17 protein-coding genes are annotated in these 17,600 nt (G+C 65.9%); 16 read left to right on the plus strand and 1 reads right to left on the minus strand.

Going from position 1 to position 17,600, the window contains the following annotated elements:
* Positions 1–69: 69 nt before the first annotated feature.
* The 14 genes from pyrH (at position 70) to DM992_RS10345 (ending at position 13,756) form a co-directional block, all read left to right on the plus strand.
* Positions 70–783 (plus strand): UMP kinase, encoded by a 714-nt coding sequence (gene pyrH / locus DM992_RS10280; RefSeq protein ID WP_006402648.1) that lies wholly within the window; start codon positions 70–72, stop codon positions 781–783.
* 91 nt (positions 784–874) lie between these two features.
* Positions 875–1,435 carry a ribosome recycling factor gene (gene frr, locus DM992_RS10285; protein WP_021159105.1) on the plus strand — a complete coding sequence of 187 codons (561 nt, stop codon included), beginning with the start codon at positions 875–877 and terminating at the stop codon, positions 1,433–1,435.
* Positions 1,436–1,484: 49 nt separating this feature from the next.
* The gene (gene uppS / locus DM992_RS10290) at positions 1,485–2,267 is read left to right on the plus strand and encodes a polyprenyl diphosphate synthase (protein ID WP_006478494.1); all 783 of its coding nucleotides are present in this window, start codon (positions 1,485–1,487) and stop codon (positions 2,265–2,267) included.
* On the plus strand, positions 2,261–3,082 hold the full coding sequence (locus tag DM992_RS10295; protein WP_111016725.1) for a phosphatidate cytidylyltransferase: 822 nt from the start codon (positions 2,261–2,263) through the stop codon (positions 3,080–3,082). The genes uppS and DM992_RS10295 overlap by 7 nt, the downstream gene beginning before the upstream one ends.
* A 15-nt stretch (positions 3,083–3,097) precedes the next feature.
* Positions 3,098–4,294: a 1-deoxy-D-xylulose-5-phosphate reductoisomerase gene (locus tag DM992_RS10300; RefSeq protein ID WP_111016726.1), complete on the plus strand. Its 1,197-nt coding sequence runs from the start codon at positions 3,098–3,100 to the stop codon at positions 4,292–4,294.
* Positions 4,295–4,305: 11 nt separating this feature from the next.
* Positions 4,306–5,691 carry an RIP metalloprotease RseP gene (rseP, locus tag DM992_RS10305; RefSeq protein WP_111016727.1) on the plus strand — a complete coding sequence of 462 codons (1,386 nt, stop codon included), beginning with the start codon at positions 4,306–4,308 and terminating at the stop codon, positions 5,689–5,691.
* Positions 5,692–5,753: 62 nt separating this feature from the next.
* Positions 5,754–8,063 carry an outer membrane protein assembly factor BamA gene (bamA, locus tag DM992_RS10310; protein WP_105390464.1) on the plus strand — a complete coding sequence of 770 codons (2,310 nt, stop codon included), beginning with the start codon at positions 5,754–5,756 and terminating at the stop codon, positions 8,061–8,063.
* Between the two features lie 64 nt (positions 8,064–8,127).
* Complete coding sequence (locus tag DM992_RS10315) at positions 8,128–8,625, plus strand: OmpH family outer membrane protein (RefSeq protein ID WP_204356074.1); 498 nt, start codon at positions 8,128–8,130, stop codon at positions 8,623–8,625.
* Positions 8,626–8,641: 16 nt separating this feature from the next.
* The gene (gene lpxD / locus DM992_RS10320; protein WP_111016729.1) at positions 8,642–9,724 is read left to right on the plus strand and encodes a UDP-3-O-(3-hydroxymyristoyl)glucosamine N-acyltransferase; all 1,083 of its coding nucleotides are present in this window, start codon (positions 8,642–8,644) and stop codon (positions 9,722–9,724) included.
* Positions 9,725–9,853: 129 nt separating this feature from the next.
* Entirely contained in the window at positions 9,854–10,321 is a 468-nt protein-coding gene (gene fabZ / locus DM992_RS10325) for a 3-hydroxyacyl-ACP dehydratase FabZ (RefSeq protein WP_006495559.1), read from the plus strand.
* Positions 10,322–10,374: 53 nt separating this feature from the next.
* On the plus strand, positions 10,375–11,163 hold the full coding sequence (lpxA, locus tag DM992_RS10330) for an acyl-ACP--UDP-N-acetylglucosamine O-acyltransferase (RefSeq protein WP_111017880.1): 789 nt from the start codon (positions 10,375–10,377) through the stop codon (positions 11,161–11,163).
* Positions 11,164–11,166: 3 nt separating this feature from the next.
* Positions 11,167–12,336, plus strand: coding sequence for a lipid-A-disaccharide synthase (lpxB, locus tag DM992_RS10335; protein ID WP_034184750.1), 1,170 nt, complete (start codon positions 11,167–11,169; stop codon positions 12,334–12,336).
* Complete coding sequence (gene rnhB, locus DM992_RS10340; RefSeq protein WP_111016730.1) at positions 12,333–12,977, plus strand: ribonuclease HII; 645 nt, start codon at positions 12,333–12,335, stop codon at positions 12,975–12,977. The genes lpxB and rnhB overlap by 4 nt, the downstream gene beginning before the upstream one ends.
* Positions 12,974–13,756, plus strand: a complete 783-nt coding sequence (locus DM992_RS10345) for an RNA methyltransferase (RefSeq protein WP_111016731.1) — start codon at positions 12,974–12,976, stop codon at positions 13,754–13,756. The genes rnhB and DM992_RS10345 overlap by 4 nt, the downstream gene beginning before the upstream one ends.
* Positions 13,757–13,857: 101 nt before the next feature.
* Here DM992_RS10345 and DM992_RS10350 read toward each other — a convergent pair whose 3' ends face one another.
* Positions 13,858–14,673 (minus strand): pyruvate, water dikinase regulatory protein, encoded by an 816-nt coding sequence (locus DM992_RS10350; RefSeq protein WP_034181125.1) that lies wholly within the window; start codon positions 14,671–14,673, stop codon positions 13,858–13,860.
* A gap of 158 nt (positions 14,674–14,831) precedes the next feature.
* Between DM992_RS10350 and DM992_RS43380 the strand changes: the two genes are divergently transcribed.
* Both DM992_RS43380 and ppsA read left to right on the plus strand, forming a co-directional pair.
* Positions 14,832–14,957 (plus strand): hypothetical protein, encoded by a 126-nt coding sequence (locus DM992_RS43380; RefSeq protein ID WP_275427568.1) that lies wholly within the window; start codon positions 14,832–14,834, stop codon positions 14,955–14,957.
* 93 nt (positions 14,958–15,050) lie between these two features.
* Positions 15,051–17,450 (plus strand): phosphoenolpyruvate synthase, encoded by a 2,400-nt coding sequence (gene ppsA, locus DM992_RS10360; RefSeq protein ID WP_111016732.1) that lies wholly within the window; start codon positions 15,051–15,053, stop codon positions 17,448–17,450.
* Positions 17,451–17,600 lie beyond the last annotated feature (150 nt).

The following is a 17,600-nucleotide window of genomic DNA, read 5'->3' on the forward strand; positions in this document are numbered from 1 at the left end:
CGCTTGCCCGAATCAGTATTTCGCCCCTACAGTTCGTGGTTGTCATCCTCTCGTCGCTCGGAAGCCCCTATGTCCAATGCCTATAAACGCGTCCTCCTCAAACTCTCCGGCGAAGCGCTGATGGGCGATGATGCCTTTGGCATCAATCGCGCGACGATCGAACGGATGGTGGCCGATATCGCCGAAGTCGTGCGTCTCGGTACGCAGCTGGCGGTCGTGATCGGTGGCGGTAATATTTTCCGCGGTGTCGCGGGCGGCGCGGCCGGCATGGACCGCGCGACCGCCGACTACATGGGGATGCTCGCGACGATGATGAACGCGCTGGCGCTGCAGGACGCGATGCGCCACGCCGGCATCGAGGCGCGCGTGCAATCCGCGCTGCGGATGGACCAGGTCGTCGAGCCGTACATCCGTCCGCGCGCGATCCGCCAGCTCGAGGAAGGCCGCGTCGTGATCTTCGCGGCCGGCACCGGCAACCCGTTCTTCACGACGGACACCGCCGCGGCACTGCGCGGTTCGGAAGTGGGCGCCGAGGTCGTACTGAAGGCGACCAAGGTCGATGGCGTATATTCTGCCGATCCGAAGAAGGATCCGTCGGCTACGCGCTACACGACGATCAGCTTCGACGAGGCGATCAGCCGCAACCTGCAGGTGATGGACGCGACGGCGTTTGCGCTGTGCCGCGACCAGAAGCTGCCGATTCGCGTGTTTTCGATCAACAAGCCGGGCGCGCTCAAGCGCATCGTGCTGGGCGAGGACGAAGGTACGCTCGTCCACGTGTAAACTCCCGCGGATGCGGGTCATTGGCCGTGGCGCGCAAGATGCGCCGGGCAAGGCCCGCGTTCTTTGAAGGTTTGAAGGTTCGGAGGTTGAAATGAGTGTCGCTGATACCAAGAAGGGCGTCGAGCAAAAGATGCAGCGCTCGATCGAAGCGTTCAAGAACGATCTGGCAAAGATCCGTACGGGCCGTGCGCACACCGGTCTGCTCGATCACGTGCAGGTCGACTACTACGGGTCGATGGTGCCGATCTCGCAGGTCGCGAACCTGACGCTGGTCGACGCGCGCACGATCGGCGTGCAGCCGTGGGAAAAGAACATGGTCGCGAAGGTCGAGAAGGCCATTCGCGAAGCCGATCTGGGCCTGAACCCGGCAACGGCCGGCGACCTGATCCGCGTGCCGATGCCCGCGCTGACGGAAGAGCGCCGCCGCGAGCTGACGAAGGTCGTCAAGAGCGAAGGCGAAACGGCCAAGGTCGCGATCCGCAACCTGCGCCGCGACGCGAACGAAGCGCTCAAGAAGCTCGTGAAGGACAAGGAAATCTCGGAAGACGACGAGCGCCGCGCGAGCGACGACGTGCAGAAGCTGACCGACAAGCACGTTGCCGAAATCGACAAGCTCGTGCAGACCAAGGAAGCCGAGATCATGACGGTCTGACGACCGTCCTCGCGCGCCGCCTTCTTCCCGCATTACTGTCTCAACGGCCATGACCTATACCAGCTCTACCGTTCGCGTGCCTGACGTCGGCGTCGTGCCGCGTCACATCGCGATCATCATGGACGGCAACGGCCGTTGGGCAACCGAACGCCGCTTGCCGCGCGTCGCGGGACATACCCGCGGCGTCGATGCCGTGCGGGCGGTGGTCGAAGGCTGCGCGCGCGCCGGCGTCGAATACCTGACGCTGTTCGCGTTCAGTTCGGAAAACTGGCGCCGGCCGAACGACGAAGTGTCGTTCCTGATGCGGCTCTTCATCACCGCGCTCGAGCGCGAGGTGGGCAAGCTGCATGCGAACGGGATCCGCCTGCGTGTCGTTGGCGATCTCGACCGCTTCGAGCCGCGCATCCGCGAACTGATTCGCCGCGCCGAGACCAAGACGGCGCGCAACACCCGTCTTACGCTCACCATCGCTGCCAACTACGGCGGCCGGTGGGACATCCTGCAGGCGACGAAGAAGCTCGTCGAGCAGGCCGTGCGCGAGGGTCGCGAGGTCGAAGTGACCGAGGATGCATTCGCGCCGCACCTGGCGATGGCCTATGCGCCGGAGCCCGATCTCTTCATCCGCACCGGCGGCGAGCAGCGCGTCAGCAACTTCCTGCTGTGGCAGCTCGCGTACGCCGAATTCTATTTCACCGACAAATACTGGCCGGATTTCGACGGCGCGGCGCTGGCCGACGCGATGGCGTCGTATACCGAGCGTGAGCGCCGTTTCGGGCGCACGAGCGCGCAGCTCGAACCGCAATCGCAGAACGCCGACTCCCTTTCATGCTGAAAACCCGTGTGATCACGGCGATCGTGATGCTGGCAGTGCTGCTGCCGGTGACGCTGTTCGCGCCGCTGGCCGCGTTCGGCGCGCTGATCGGCGTCGTGCTCGTGTTCGCCGCATGGGAATGGGCGCGCCTGCTGAAGCTCGGCGGCGCCGGCCCGGTCGTTTATGCGGTCGTCGCGGCGCTCGCGCTGGCGGCCACCACGCCGCTCGGCATCGATGCGACTGCGTCCCGTCCCCTTTTCATGGCGGCCGGCGTGTTCTGGCTGCTGGTCGGCCCGTTCGCGCTGCGGCGCAAGCCCGAACTTGCAGGCGGCGTCTGGCGGCCGTTCCTGCTGGCGGCCGGGTTGATCGTGTTCGCGGCCTGCTGGCATGCGCTCGTCGCGGCGCGCGCGCAGGGCGTGCCGTTCGTGCTGTCGCTGCTTCTGGTCGTCTGGCTGGCCGATATCGGCGCATACTTCGCGGGCAAGGCCTTCGGAAAGCGTAAACTGGCCATTACGATCAGTCCCGGCAAGAGCTGGGAAGGCGCGATCGGCGGCTGGCTTGCGGTGATGGTCGTCGCCGGTATCGCGACGGCCGCGCATGCGTTCGAGCCGACCCTGTTTTCCGCATTCGCCGCGCGCTACGGAATGCCCGGTGCGTGGGCCGCGCTGACGCTGCTGGTCGCGTACAGCGTGATCGGCGACCTGTTCGAGTCGCTGCTGAAGCGACAGGCCGGTGTGAAGGATTCGAGCGGACTGCTGCCCGGCCATGGCGGCGTGCTCGACCGTGTCGACGCGCTGCTGCCGGTGCTGCCGCTCGCGATGCTGCTGCTTGGTTAAACCATTATCTCTGTTATGCAAAAACGTCTGACATTGCTCGGTTCCACGGGCTCAATCGGAGACAGCACGCTCGACGTGGTCGCGCGCCATCCCGAGCGCTTCTCGGTCTACGCGCTGACCGCGCACCGCAACGGCGACAAGCTCGTCGAGCAGTGCCTGCGCTTCGCGCCTGAAGTGGCGGTGGTCGGCGATGCCGCGACGGCCGCGCACGTCGAAGCGAAACTGCGCGCGGCGGGCAGCAAGACGACCGTGCTGCACGGGCCGCAGGCACTCGTCGACGTGTCGAGGAGCGACGGCTGCGACACGGTGGTCGCGGCGATCGTCGGCGCGGCAGGCCTGGCGCCGAGCCTCGCGGCCGCGCGTGCCGGCAAGCGGATTCTGCTCGCGAACAAGGAAGCGCTCGTGATGTCGGGCGCGATCTTCATGGACGCCGTGCGCGACCATGGCGCGATCCTGCTGCCGGTCGACAGCGAACACAACGCGATCTTCCAGTGCATGCCGCGCGATGCGGGCGAGCACGGCGGGGTCTCGAAGATCATCCTGACCGCGTCGGGCGGTCCGTTCCGCACGCGCGAGCCGGCCACGCTCGTCGACGTGACGCCGGACGAGGCGTGCAAGCACCCGAACTGGGTGATGGGCCGCAAGATCTCGGTCGATTCCGCGACGATGATGAACAAGGGTCTCGAGGTGATCGAGGCGCACTGGATCTTCGGGCTGCCGGGCGACCGGATCGACGTGCTGATCCATCCGCAGAGCGTGATCCATTCGCTCGTGTCGTACCGCGACGGCTCGGTGCTCGCGCAGCTCGGCAACCCCGACATGCGCACGCCGATCGCGCATGCGCTCGCGTTTCCCGATCGCGTCGATGCGGGCGTCGACCAGCTCGACCTCGCGCAGATCGCGCAGCTGTCGTTCGAGAAGCCCGATTACGCGCGCTTCCCGTGCCTCGCGCTCGCGCTGAAGGCACTTGAGGAAGGCGGCATCGCGAGCGCCGCATTGAACGCGGCGAACGAAGTTGCGGTCGAAGCGTTTCTCGAGCGCCGGATCGGCTTCATGGCGATCGCGGCGACGGTCGACGCAGTGCTCAACGCGCTGCCGAACCGTGCGCCCGACGGGCTCGACGACGTCCTGGCGGCGGATGCCGAGGCGCGCCGCCTCGCCGCCGCGATCATTGCAAAAGCGCCTGCGCCCCGCGTGGAGCGTACTGTCTGAATGGAGTGCTCATGAACGTGCTGGTCGAACTGATCGCGTTTGCAGTGGCGATCGGGGTGCTGGTCGTCGTGCATGAGTACGGACATTATCGCGTCGCGCGCTGGTGCGGCGTGAAGGTGCTGCGTTTCTCGATCGGCTTCGGCCAGCCCGTCGCGCGCTGGGTCAGCCGCAGGACGGGCACCGAGTGGACGCTGTCCGCGCTGCCGCTCGGCGGCTACGTGAAGATGCTCGACGAGCGCGATCCGGGCCCCGGCATCAAGCCGGAGGAGCTGGACCAGGCGTTCAACCGCCAGTCGGTCTACAAGCGCATCGCGATCGTCGCGGCCGGGCCGATTGCGAACTTCCTGTTGGCAATCGTGCTGTTCTCCGTCGTATTTGCGTCCGGCGTGACCGAGCCGGCCGCGATCGTCGCGCCGCCGGCCGCCGGCACGGTGGCGGCCCGCGCGGGCTTCGACGGCAGCGAGACGATCGTGTCGATCCGCAACGTGCGCGTAGGCGATGCGCAGGGCGGCGAGTCGGAGCCCGTGCGGTCGTGGTCGGACCTGCGCTGGAAGCTGCTGGCGGCCGCGTTCGATCATCGCGAGATCGTGCTCGGCGCGCGCGACGGCAGCGCGACGTTCGATTTCCGCGTCGACCTCCGCAACGTTCCCGAAAGTCAGCTCGACGACGATTTCATGACGTACCTGGGCTTCGAGGCCGGCGGCGGCACGCTGTCGGTCGCGTCGGTGCAGCCCGGCAGCGCGGCGGAGCAGGCGGGCCTGAAGGCCGGCGACAAGCTGGTCGCGCTCGACGGCAAGCCGATCGGCGGCGCGTCGCGCTTCATCGATTCCGTCAAGCACCATGCGGGCAAGGCGCTGGACCTGCGGATCGAGCGCGACGGCGCCGCGCAGACGGTATCGATCGTGCCGCAGATGCAGCGCGACGACGAATCGGGGCAGCAGGTCGGCCGGATCGGCGCGGCGCTGTCGATGCACGCGCCGTCCGTCGACGTGCGCTACGGGCCGATCGAGAGCCTGCGGCTCGGCGTGCGCCGCACGTGGGACATCTCCGTGTATTCGCTGCGGATGTTCGGGCGGATGATCACGGGCAATGCGTCGCTGAAGAACCTGTCCGGCCCCGTGACGATCGCCGACTACGCGGGCAAGAGCGCACGGCTCGGTCCGTCAGCGTTCCTGTCGTTCCTCGCCCTTGTCAGCATTAGCCTTGGCGTCCTGAACTTGTTGCCGATTCCCGTTTTGGACGGGGGGCATCTGTTATATTATGCGGTTGAAGCCGCGACCGGGAAAGCCGTCTCGGAGCGCTGGCAACTGATTCTGCAAAGAGCCGGGTTGATCTGCATCGTCGCGTTGTCGGCGATCGCGCTGTTCAACGATCTGGCTCGGCTAATCCATTTCTGAAGCGTCAGGCGGCCGCCGCTGGGCAGTCGCCCGATTTGATGCAGCTTAAATATTGGGGATGCATGTTGTTCAAACCTCATCGCTTTGTACCTAAGACAGTTGCAGCGGCCGCGCTCGCCGCGCACGGCCTCGCGGCGCATGCAGCGGCACCGTTCGTGGTGCAAGACATCAAGATCGAGGGGCTGCAGCGCGTCGAAGCGGGTTCGGTGTTCGCCTATCTGCCGATCAAGCAGGGCGATACCTTCACGGACGACAAGGCATCCGAAGCAATCCGCGCGCTGTACGCGACGGGCTTCTTCAACGACGTGCGCATCGCCACGCAGGGCAACGTCGTGATCGTGCAGGTGCAGGAGCGTCCGGCGATCGCGTCGATCGACTTCACCGGCACGAAGGAATTCGACAAGGACAACCTGACGAAGGCGCTGCGCGCCGTCGGTCTCGCCGACGGCCGCTACTACGACAAGGCGCTCGTCGACAAGGCGGAGCAGGAGCTCAAGCGCCAGTACCTGACGCGCGGCTTCTACGCGGCCGAAGTCAAGACGACGGTCACGCCGGTCGACGCGAACCGCGTGTCGATCCTGTTCGCGGTCGCCGAAGGCCCGAGCGCGAAGATCCGCCAGATCAACTTCATCGGCAACAAGGCGTTCAAGACGAGCACGCTGCGCGACGAGATGCAGCTGTCGACGCCGAACTGGTTCTCCTGGTACACGAAGAACGACCTGTACTCGAAGGAAAAGCTGACGGGCGACCTCGAGGCCGTGCGCTCGTACTACCTGAACCGCGGCTACCTCGAGTTCAACATCGAGTCGACCCAGGTGTCGATCTCGCCCGACAAGAAGGACATGTACCTGACGGTCACGCTGCACGAAGGCGAGCCGTATACGGTGTCGGGCATCAAGCTGTCGGGTAACCTGCTCGATCGCGAGGCCGAACTCAACAAGCTGATCAAGATCAAGCCGGGCGACCGCTTCTCGGCCGAAAAGCTGCAGCAGACCACCAAGTCGATCGTCGACAAGCTCGGTGAATACGGCTACGCATTCGCGGCCGTCAACGCGCAGCCGGACATCGACCAGGCGAACCACAAGGTGAACCTGAACCTCGTCGTCGATCCGAGCCGCCGCGTGTACGTGCGCCGCATCAACGTCGTCGGCAACACGCGCACGCGCGACGAAGTGGTGCGCCGCGAAATGCGCCAGCTCGAAAGCTCGTGGTTCGATTCGAACCGTCTCGCGCTGTCGAAGGACCGCGTGAACCGTCTCGGCTACTTCACCAACGTCGACGTGACGACGGTGCCGGTCGAAGGCACGAACGACCAGGTCGACGTGAACGTGAAGGTCGACGAAAAGCCGACCGGCGCGATCACGCTGGGCGCCGGCTTCTCGTCGACGGACAAGGTCGTGCTGTCGGCCGGCGTGTCGCAGGACAACGTGTTCGGTTCGGGTACCAGCCTGTCGGTGAACGTCAACACCGCGAAGAGCTACCGCACGCTGACCGTCACGCAGGTCGACCCGTATTTCACGGTCGACGGCATCAAGCGGATCACGGACGTCTACTACCGCACGTACCAGCCGCTGTACTATTCGACGAGCTCGAGCTTCCGGATCATCAGCGCGGGCGGCAACCTGAAGTTCGGCATCCCGTTCTCGGAAGTCGACACCGTCTACTTCGGCGCGGGCTTCGAGCAGAACCGCCTCGACGTCGATTCGAACACGCCGCAGAGCTACCAGGATTACGTGAACGAGTTCGGCCGCGTGTCGAACACGGTGCCGCTGACCGTCGCGTGGTCGCGCGACGCGCGCGACAGCGCGCTGATCCCGAGCCGCGGCTACTTCACGCAGGCGAACGTCGAATACGGCGTGCCGGTCGGCAAGATCCAGTACTACAAGGCCGACCTGCAGGCGCAGTACTACTATTCGTTCTCGCGCGGCTTCATCCTGGGCCTGAACCTGCAGGGCGGCTACGGTAACGGTATCGGCAACCCGTACCCGATCTTCAAGAACTACTACGCGGGCGGTATCGGCTCCGTGCGCGGCTACGAGCCGAGCTCGCTGGGCCCGCGCGACACGAAGACGAACGACCCGATCGGCGGTTCGAAGATGCTCGTCGGCAACATCGAGCTGACGTTCCCGCTGCCGGGCACCGGCTACGATCGCACGCTGCGCGTGTTCACGTTCCTCGACGGCGGTAACGTGTGGGGCAACGCGCCGGGCGGCACGAGCACGGGCGCCAACGGCCTGCGTTACGGCTACGGTGTGGGTCTCGCGTGGATCTCGCCGATCGGCCCGCTGAAGCTGAGCCTCGGCTTCCCGCTGCAGAAGCATGAAGGCGACCAGTACCAGAAATTCCAGTTCCAGATCGGGACGGCGTTCTGACCGAACGCATGACAACAGCAACGAGAGGGTAATTTTGCTAACCGGTAAGTTTTCGAAACGAGTGATGTGCGCGCTGACCGTTGCGCTGGCCCTGGGCGCGGCGACGGTTCACGCACAGGACGTCGCCCGCATCGCGGCGGTCAATTCGGATCGGATCCTGCGCGAGTCGGCGCCCGCGAAGGCGGCGCAGACGAAGCTCGAAGCCGAGTTCGCGAAGCGCGACAAGGATCTGCAGGATCTGGCGGCGCGTCTGAAGTCGATGTCCGATTCGCTGGACAAGGGCGGGACGTCGATGTCGGCGGCCGATCGCGCGCAAAAGCAGCGCGATCTCGCCCAGCTCGATACCGACTTCCAGCGCAAGCAGCGCGAGTTCCGCGAAGACCTGAACCAGCGTCGCAACGAGGAACTGGCGGCCGTGCTGGAGCGGGCGAACAAGGTCATCAAGCAGATCGCCGAGCAGCAGAACTACGACCTGATCGTGCAGGAAGCCGTGTACGTCAGCCCGCGCATCGACATCACCGACAAGGTGCTCAAGGCGCTCGCGTCCGGCTCGGCGAACTGAACGGAGCAGACGACGAATGGCATTGACGCTTGAGGAACTCGTAAAGCGGTTCGGCGGCGAGATCGCCGGCGACGCACAGTGCAAGGTGAGCGGACTCGCACCGCTCGACCAGGCAGGCCCTCAGCAACTCGCGTTCCTCGCGAATCCGAAGTACCTGTCGCAGGTCGAGTCGACCCGCGCAGGCGCGGTGCTGATCTCACCGAAGGATCTGGAAAAGCTGGGCGCGGCCGCGAGCGGCCCCCGCAATTTCATCGTGACGCCGAATCCGTACGCGTACTTCGCACGCGTCGCGCAGATGTTCATCGACCTGGCCGCGCCGCCGCGCGCCGCCGGCGTGCATCCGAGCGCGACGATCGATCCGGCCGCGAAGGTCGCCGCGAGCGCGGTGATCGGCCCGCACGTGACGGTCGAGGCCGGCGCGGTGATCGAGGACGGCGTGCAGCTCGACGCGAACGTATTCGTCGGCCGTGGCACGACGATCGGCGCAGGCTCGCACTTTTATCCCAACGCATCGGTGTATCACGGCTGCAAGGTCGGCCCGCGCGCGATCGTCCATTCGGGCGCGGTAATCGGCTCCGACGGCTTCGGCTTCGCGCCGGATTTCGTCGGCGACGGCGACGCCCGCACCGGTAGCTGGGTCAAGATCCCGCAGGTCGGCGGCGTATCGATCGGCCCGGACGTCGAGATCGGCGCGAACACGACGATCGATCGCGGCGCGATGGCGGACACCGTCATCGAGGAATGCGTGAAGATCGACAACCAGGTGCAGATCGGTCACAACTGCCGGATCGGCGCCTATACCGTGATCGCCGGCAGCGCCGGCATCGCGGGCAGCACGACGATCGGCCGCCACTGCATGATCGGCGGCGCGGCCGGGATTGCCGGCCATGTGACGCTCGGCGACTACGTCATCATCACCGCGAAGTCGGGCGTATCGAAGTCGCTGCCGAAGGCCGGCATCTATACCAGCGCGTTCCCGGCCGTCGACCACGGCGAATGGAACAAGAGCGCCGCGCTCGTGCGCAACCTCGACAAGCTGCGCGACCGCATCAAGGCGCTCGAAGCCGCGCTCGCCGCCCAGGGCGGCACGGACGCCTGAGCGCGCCATGCGAGACCACCAACCGGGCACGGCCAGCGCAACCGGCCCGGTTTGTCAGACTGGGCCGCACGGCGGCCCGCTTCAGCCTTTGCATCACCACCGCGCAGCCTCTGCGTGAGACGAACCATCATGAGCACTGAAAAAATCAATCTCGACATCCACAAGATCCTCACGCTGCTGCCGCATCGCTACCCGATTCTGCTCGTCGATCGCGTGCTCGAACTCGAACCGCACAAAGGGATCAAAGCGCTGAAGAACGTGTCGATCAACGAGCCGTTCTTCCAGGGGCACTTCCCGAAGCGGCCGGTGATGCCGGGCGTGCTGATCCTCGAGGCGCTCGCGCAGGCCGCAGCGCTGCTGACCTTCGCGGAAGAGCAGCCGAAGGATCCGGAGAACACGCTGTACTACTTCGTCGGGATCGACGGCGCGCGCTTCAAGCGCGTGGTCGAACCGGGCGACCAACTGATTCTGAACGTGACGTTCGAACGCTACATCCGCGGCATCTGGAAGTTCAAGGCGGTGGCGGAAGTGGACGGCAAGGTGGCGGCGGAAGCCGAATTGATGTGCACGGTCAAGACGGCCGACGCGGCGCCCTGAGCGACGCGGCACGCATGGGCAACGCGACACATCACATCGAGAGGCAACGGCGCATGACCAGGATTCATCCCACCGCGATTGTCGAGCCGGGCGCGCAGATCGACGAATCGGTCGAGATCGGCCCGTACGCGATCGTCGGCCCGAACGTCACGATCGGCGCGCGCACGACGATCGGCTCGCACAGCGTGATCGAAGGCCACACGACGCTCGGCGAGGACAATCGCATCGGCCATTACGCATCGGTCGGCGGCCGTCCGCAGGACATGAAGTACAAGGACGAGCCGACGAAGCTCGTGATCGGCAACCGCAACACGATCCGCGAATTCACGACGATCCACACGGGCACCGTGCAGGACGTCGGCGTAACGACGCTCGGCGACGACAACTGGATCATGGCCTATGTGCACATCGGCCATGACTGCAGCGTCGGCAGCCACGTGATCCTGTCGAGCAACGCGCAGATGGCCGGCCACGTCGAGATCGGCGACTGGGCGATCGTCGGCGGGATGTCGGGCGTTCACCAGTTCGTGCGCATCGGTGCGCACTCGATGCTGGGTGGCGCGTCGGCGCTCGTGCAGGACATTCCGCCGTTCGTGATCGCGGCAGGCAACAAGGCCGAGCCGCACGGGATCAACATCGAAGGGCTGCGCCGGCGCGGGTTCTCCCCCGACGCGATTTCGGCGCTGCGCAGCGCGTACCGCCTGCTGTACAAGAACGGCCTGTCGCTCGAGGAAGCGAAAGCGCAGTTGCGCGAGCTGGCGGAGGCGGGCGGCGACGGCGATGCGCCGGTGAAGGCGCTCGTCGAGTTCATCGACGCGTCGCAACGCGGCATCATCCGCTAAGCGATGCCGTTTCCGACCAATCAGCTCCGGCTCGCGATGGTGGCAGGCGAGCCATCGGGCGACCTGCTCGCGGCGTCGCTGCTCGGCGGGCTGCGCGAGCGGCTGCCCGAATCGGCGCAGTACTACGGGATCGGCGGGCCGCGGATGATCGCGCAGGGCTTCGATTCGCACTGGCAGATGGACAAGCTGACCGTGCGCGGTTATGTCGAGGCGCTGGGGCAGATTCCGGAGATCCTGCGGATTCGCGGCGAACTGAAGCGCCAGCTGCTCGCGGAGCGGCCGGCCGCGTTCATCGGCATCGACGCGCCGGATTTCAACTTCAGCGTCGAACAGGCCGTGCGCGACGCGGGCATCCCGTCGATCCACTTCGTGTGCCCGTCGATCTGGGCATGGCGCGGCGGTCGGATCAAGAAGATCGCCAAGTCCGTCGATCACATGCTGTGCCTGTTCCCGTTCGAGCCGGCGATTCTCGACAAAGCCGGCGTCGCGTCGACCTACGTCGGCCATCCGCTGGCCGACGAGATCCCGCTCGAGCCCGACACGCACGGCGCGCGCATCGCGCTCGGCCTGCCCGCGGACGGTCCCGTGATCGCGGTGCTGCCGGGCAGCCGGCGCTCGGAGATCGCGCTGATCGGCCCGACGTTTTTCGCGGCGATGGCGCTGATGCAGCAGCGCGAGCCCGGCGTGCGGTTCGTGATGCCGGCGGCGACGCCCGCGCTGCGCGAGCTGCTGCAGCCGCTCGTCGACGCGCATCCGCAGCTCGCGCTGACGATCACCGACGGCCGCTCGCAGGTCGCGATGACGGCCGCCGACGCGATCCTCGTGAAGAGCGGCACCGTCACGCTGGAAGCCGCGCTGCTGAAGAAGCCGATGGTGATCTCGTACAAGGTGCCCTGGCTGACCGGGCAGATCATGCGCCGGCAGGGCTACCTGCCGTATGTCGGCTTGCCGAACATCCTGGCGGGGCGCTTCGTCGTGCCCGAGCTGCTGCAGCATTTCGCGACGCCCGAGGCGCTCGCCGATGCGACGCTCACGCAGCTGCGCGACGACGCGAACCGCCGCACGCTGACCGACGTGTTTACCGAAATGCATCTTTCGCTGCGGCAGAACACGGCCGCGAAGGCGGCCGAAGCGGTCGTGCGCGTGCTCGAACAACGCAAGGGGCGCGCATGACGGCAATACGTGCGCCGCGCCGCCGCGCGTCGGGCGACGTGCAGGGCGGCTTCGACTTCAGCCGGCCCGACGAGATCGTCTGCGGCGTCGACGAAGCCGGCCGCGGCCCGCTCGCGGGGCCGGTGGTGGCCGCTGCGGTGATTCTCGATCCGGCGCAGCCTATCGACGGGCTCGACGATTCGAAGGCGCTGTCCGCGAAGAAGCGCGACGCGCTGTACGACCTGATCGTCGCGCGTTCGCGTGCGTATTGCGTTGCGTCGGCCAGCGTCGACGAAATCGATACGCTGAACATCCTGCACGCGACGATGCTTGCGATGAAGCGGGCCGTCGAGGGCCTGTCGGTCCTGCCGACGCTCGCGCAGATCGACGGCAACCGCTGCCCGACGCTGACGGTGCGTGCCGAGGCGATCGTCAGCGGCGATGCGCTCGTACCGAGCATCTCGGCCGCGTCGATCCTCGCGAAGGTCACGCGCGACCGCATGCTCGTCGACCTGCACGAACGCTTCCCGGTGTACGGTTTCAACGTCCATGCGGGTTACGGCACTGCGAAACACCTTGCCGCGCTGCGCGAGCACGGCCCGTGCGAAGTGCACCGGCGCTCGTTCGCGCCGGTCCGCGCGGCACTCGACCTGATTCGATGAAGAGCATTACTTCCCGTGACAACCCGTTGTACAAGCGCCTGAAGGCGCTCGCGGGTTCGACGCCCCATCAGCGCCGCAGCGGCCAGGCGTTGCTCGAAGGACTCCATCTCGCGAGCGCGTACCTCGACACGGGCGCGACGCCCGAGCTGTGCGTGGCGACCGAAGGCGCGCTCGGCCACGCCGAGGCGCAGGAGATCGTCGCACGCATCGACGCACAGCGTGTCGTCACGCTGCCGGACGCGCTGTTCGGGCAGTTGTCGAACGTCGTCAACGGCGTCGGATTCCTGCTGCTCGTCGACCGGCCGGCGCAACCGCTGCCTGAGCGCGTGACGCACACGTCGGTCGTGCTCGACGGCGTGCAGGACGCCGGCAACGTCGGCTCGATCCTGCGCAGCGCCGCGGCCGCCGGCGTGCGCCACGTGTTCTGTGCGCCCGGCACGGCCTACGCGTGGTCGTCGAAGGTGCTGCGCTCGGGCATGGGTGCGCATTTCCTGCTGTCGATCCACGAGGATGTTGAAGCCGCAGCGCTCGCCGAACGCCTCGACGTACCGGTCGCGCTGACCGATTCGCACGGCGCGCAGGCGCTCTACGACTGCGACCTGTCGGGGCCCGTCGCATGGGTGTTCGGCAACGAGGGCGCCGGCGTATCGGCGTTCTGGCGCGATGCGGCCGCGCATCGCGTGACGATTCCGCAGCCTGGCGGGATGGAGTCGCTGAATGTTGCGGCAGCAGCGGCGGTCTGCCTGTTCGAGCAGGTGCGGCAGCAGCGGCCTGTGTGACGCCCCACGCAAGTATTCCCCGCACCACGAAAAAGGCCGCGTTCGACGCGGCCTTTTTTGTTTTTCCGGCGGCGGCCGGGCGGCCGCCAGCGCGCCGGCGCTCAGTACGACTGCCGGTCGAGGCGGATTTCCTGCAGGATCGTCGTTGCGATTTCCTCGATCGACTTGTGCGTCGACGACAGCCACTTGATCCCTTCGCGACGCATCATCGCCTCGGCCTCGTTGATCTCGAAGCGGCAGTTCTCGGGCGCCGCGTACTTGCTGCCCGGCCGCCGCTCGTTGCGGATCTCGGACAGGCGCTGCGGGTCGATCGACAGCCCGAACAGCTTCTCGCGGTGCGCGGAGAGCGCCGACGGCAGCTTGCCGCGTTCGAAGTCTTCCGGAATCAGCGGATAGTTTGCGGCCTTCACGCCGTACTGCATCGCGAGATACAGGCTCGTCGGCGTCTTGCCGCTGCGCGATACGCCGACGAGGATCACGTCGGCCTCCGACAGGTTGCGGTTCGACTGGCCGTCGTCGTGCGCGAGCGAGAAGTTGATCGCCTCGATCCGCGTCTTGTATTCCTCGGTGTCCGCGTTCTGGTGGCCGCGGCCCATCGCGTGGCTCGACTTGAGCTCCAGCTCCTGCTCGAGCGGCTCGACGAAGCGCTGGAACATGTCGAGCACGAGTGCGTTCGAACGCTTGACGATGTCGTTCGACTCGCTGTCGACGAGCGTCGTGAACACGATCGCGCGGCGGCCGTCGTGCACGGCTGCCTCGTTGATCTTCTCGACGGTCGCATAGGCCTTGTCGAGCGAGTCGACGAACGGCACGCGCACGAGACGGAATTTCTGGTCGAACTGGGAGAGGATCGAATGCGCGAAGGTTTCGGCAGTAATCCCGGTGCCGTCGGAGACGATGAAAACGGTAGGCAGCATGAATCTGGGCGTCGAACGTGAAGGGCGGTTGCACGGGGCGGCTGGAGGTTCGCCTCCAGACACAGTGACAAGGTCGCGCCACATCCGGCAGCCGGCACGGTAGAATAGCGGCAACCTGTTGGATAAGCAATTGCGGGGGCAGGGCGCGAACGGCACCCATGGCTCGGCCGCTCGATTCCAATATTCCCGGCAAGTTTGGCGATTTGTCTGCAAATATCGCCGTTCTGCCGGGATTTTTGCAAATCGGGTCGGAAGATTTTTCGCCGCTGCGATTGTTTATCTAACAGGTTGCGCAAGACGCGCCGCGCCTTTTTGCAAGCGCCCGCGTCCAAGCCCACTTGCGCGATCGAGCATTTTTTTCACACTTAGGGGCTTGTATGACTAACGCAGCAAACGTCGCAAAGGACCAGGCGTATGTAATTCCGTTCGAGCAGTTGCGGATGACCGATGTGGAGATCGTCGGCGGCAAGAATGCGTCGCTCGGCGAGATGATCAGCCAGCTTTCCGAAGCTGGCGTTCGCGTACCCACCGGTTTCGCCACGACCGCGCTCGCTTTCCGCGATTTCCTCAAGCACAACGACCTTACCGACCGCATCGCCAAGCGTCTCGAGTCGCTCGACATCGACGACGTGAAGGCGCTCGCCGAAGCCGGTGCCGAAATCCGCAAGTGGATCGTCGACGCGCCGATGCAGGCGCGCCTCGAGCAGGAAATTCGCGCGCAGTTCGAAGTCCTGAAGAACGGCTCGCCGGGCGAGCTGTCGTTCGCCGTGCGCTCGTCCGCGACCGCGGAAGACCTGCCCGACGCATCGTTCGCCGGCCAGCAGGAGTCGTACCTGAACGTCGTCGGCATCGAAGACGTGCTCGACCGCATGAAGCACGTGTTCGCGTCGCTGTATAACGACCGCGCGATCTCGTACCGCGTGCACAAGGGCTTCACGCACGCCGAGGTCGCTCTGTCGGCCGGCGTGCAGCGCATGGTCCGCTCGGACGTCGGCGCCGCCGGCGTGATGTTCACGATCGACACCGAATCGGGCTTCAAGGACGCCGTGTTCATCACGTCGAGCTACGGCCTGGGCGAAACCGTCGTGCAGGGTGCGGTGAACCCGGACGAGTTCTATGTGTTCAAGACGACGCTTGCACAGGACAAGTACCCGATCATCCGCCGCTCGATCGGTTCGAAGCTGATCAAGATGGAATTCACGCAGCCGGGCGAGCCGGGCCGCGTGAAGACGGTCGACGTGTCGCACGAGCAGCGCAACCGCTACTCGATCACCGACGAGGACGTGATCGAGCTGGCGAAGTACGCGGTCATCATCGAGAAGCACTACCAGCGTCCGATGGACATCGAGTGGGGCAAGGACGGCCGCGACGGCAAGATCTTCATCCTGCAGGCGCGCCCGGAAACGGTGAAGAGCCAGGCGACCGGCAAGGCCGAGCAGCGCTTCAAGCTGAAGGGCCAGTCGCAGGTTCTCGCGACGGGCCGTGCGATCGGCCAGAAGATCGGCGCGGGTCGCGTGCGCGTGATCCAGGATCCGTCGGAGATGGAACGCGTGCAGCCGGGCGACGTGCTGGTTGCCGATATGACCGACCCGAACTGGGAGCCGGTGATGAAGCGCGCAGCCGCGATCGTCACGAACCGTGGCGGCCGGACCTGCCACGCGGCGATCATCGCGCGTGAGCTCGGCGTGCCGGCGGTCGTTGGCTGCGGCGACGCAACCGACGTGCTGAAGGACGGCGCGCTCGTCACCGTGTCGTGCGCGGAAGGCGACGAAGGCAAGATCTACGACGGCCTGCTCGAGACGGAAGTCACGGAAGTGCAGCGCGGCGAACTGCCGGAAATCCCGGTCAAGATCATGATGAACGTCGGCAACCCGCAGCTCGCGTTCGACTTCTCGCAACTGCCGAATGCCGGCGTGGGCCTCGCGCGTCTCGAGTTCATCATCAACAACAACATCGGCGTTCACCCGAAGGCGATTCTCGAGTACCCGAACATCGACCAGGACCTGAAGAAGGCCGTCGAGAGCGTCGCGCGCGGCCACGCGTCGCCGCGTCAGTTCTACGTCGACAAGCTGACGGAAGGTGTCGCGACGATCGCCGCGGCGTTCTATCCGAAGCCCGTGATCGTGCGCCTGTCCGACTTCAAGTCGAACGAGTACAAGAAGCTGATCGGCGGTTCGCGTTACGAGCCGGACGAGGAAAACCCGATGCTGGGCTTCCGCGGCGCGTCGCGCTACATCGCGGAAGACTTCGCGCCGGCGTTCGAGATGGAGTGCCGTGCACTGAAGCGCGTGCGCGACGAGATGGGCCTGACCAACGTCGAGATCATGGTGCCGTTCGTGCGCACCGTGAAGCAGGCGGAGCGTGTCGTCGGCCTGCTCGAGAAGTTCGGCCTGAAGCGCGGCGAAAACGGCCTGCGCCTCGTGATGATGTGCGAAGTCCCGACCAACGCGATCCTCGCCGAAGACTTCCTGCAGCACTTCGACGGTTTCTCGATCGGCTCGAACGACCTCACGCAGCTCACGCTCGGCCTCGACCGCGACTCGGGCATGGAACTGCTGGCAGTCGACTTCGACGAACGCGATCCGGCCGTCAAGTTCCTGCTGAAGCGTGCGATCGATACCTGCCGCAAGATGGGCAAGTACGTCGGCATCTGCGGCCAGGGCCCGTCCGATCACCCGGATTTCGCGCAATGGCTGGCCGACGAAGGCATCGTGTCGATCTCGCTGAACCCGGACACGATCATCGATACGTGGCAGGCGCTCGCCAACCGGAAGTAACGGCCGGTAACGCACCCTCGGCGAAAGCGCGGGTCCGCTGCGCTTTCGTTGAAGGCAAAATGCAAGGTTCATGCTATAAACACCCCGGTAGGCGCCGGGGTGTTTTTGTTTGTCGGTACGCGCCGGGCCGCCCCAGGCGTGCCGACCGCG

This window comes from Burkholderia sp. JP2-270, from assembly GCF_003233675.1.
Lineage (GTDB): Bacteria > Pseudomonadota > Gammaproteobacteria > Burkholderiales > Burkholderiaceae > Burkholderia > Burkholderia pyrrocinia_C.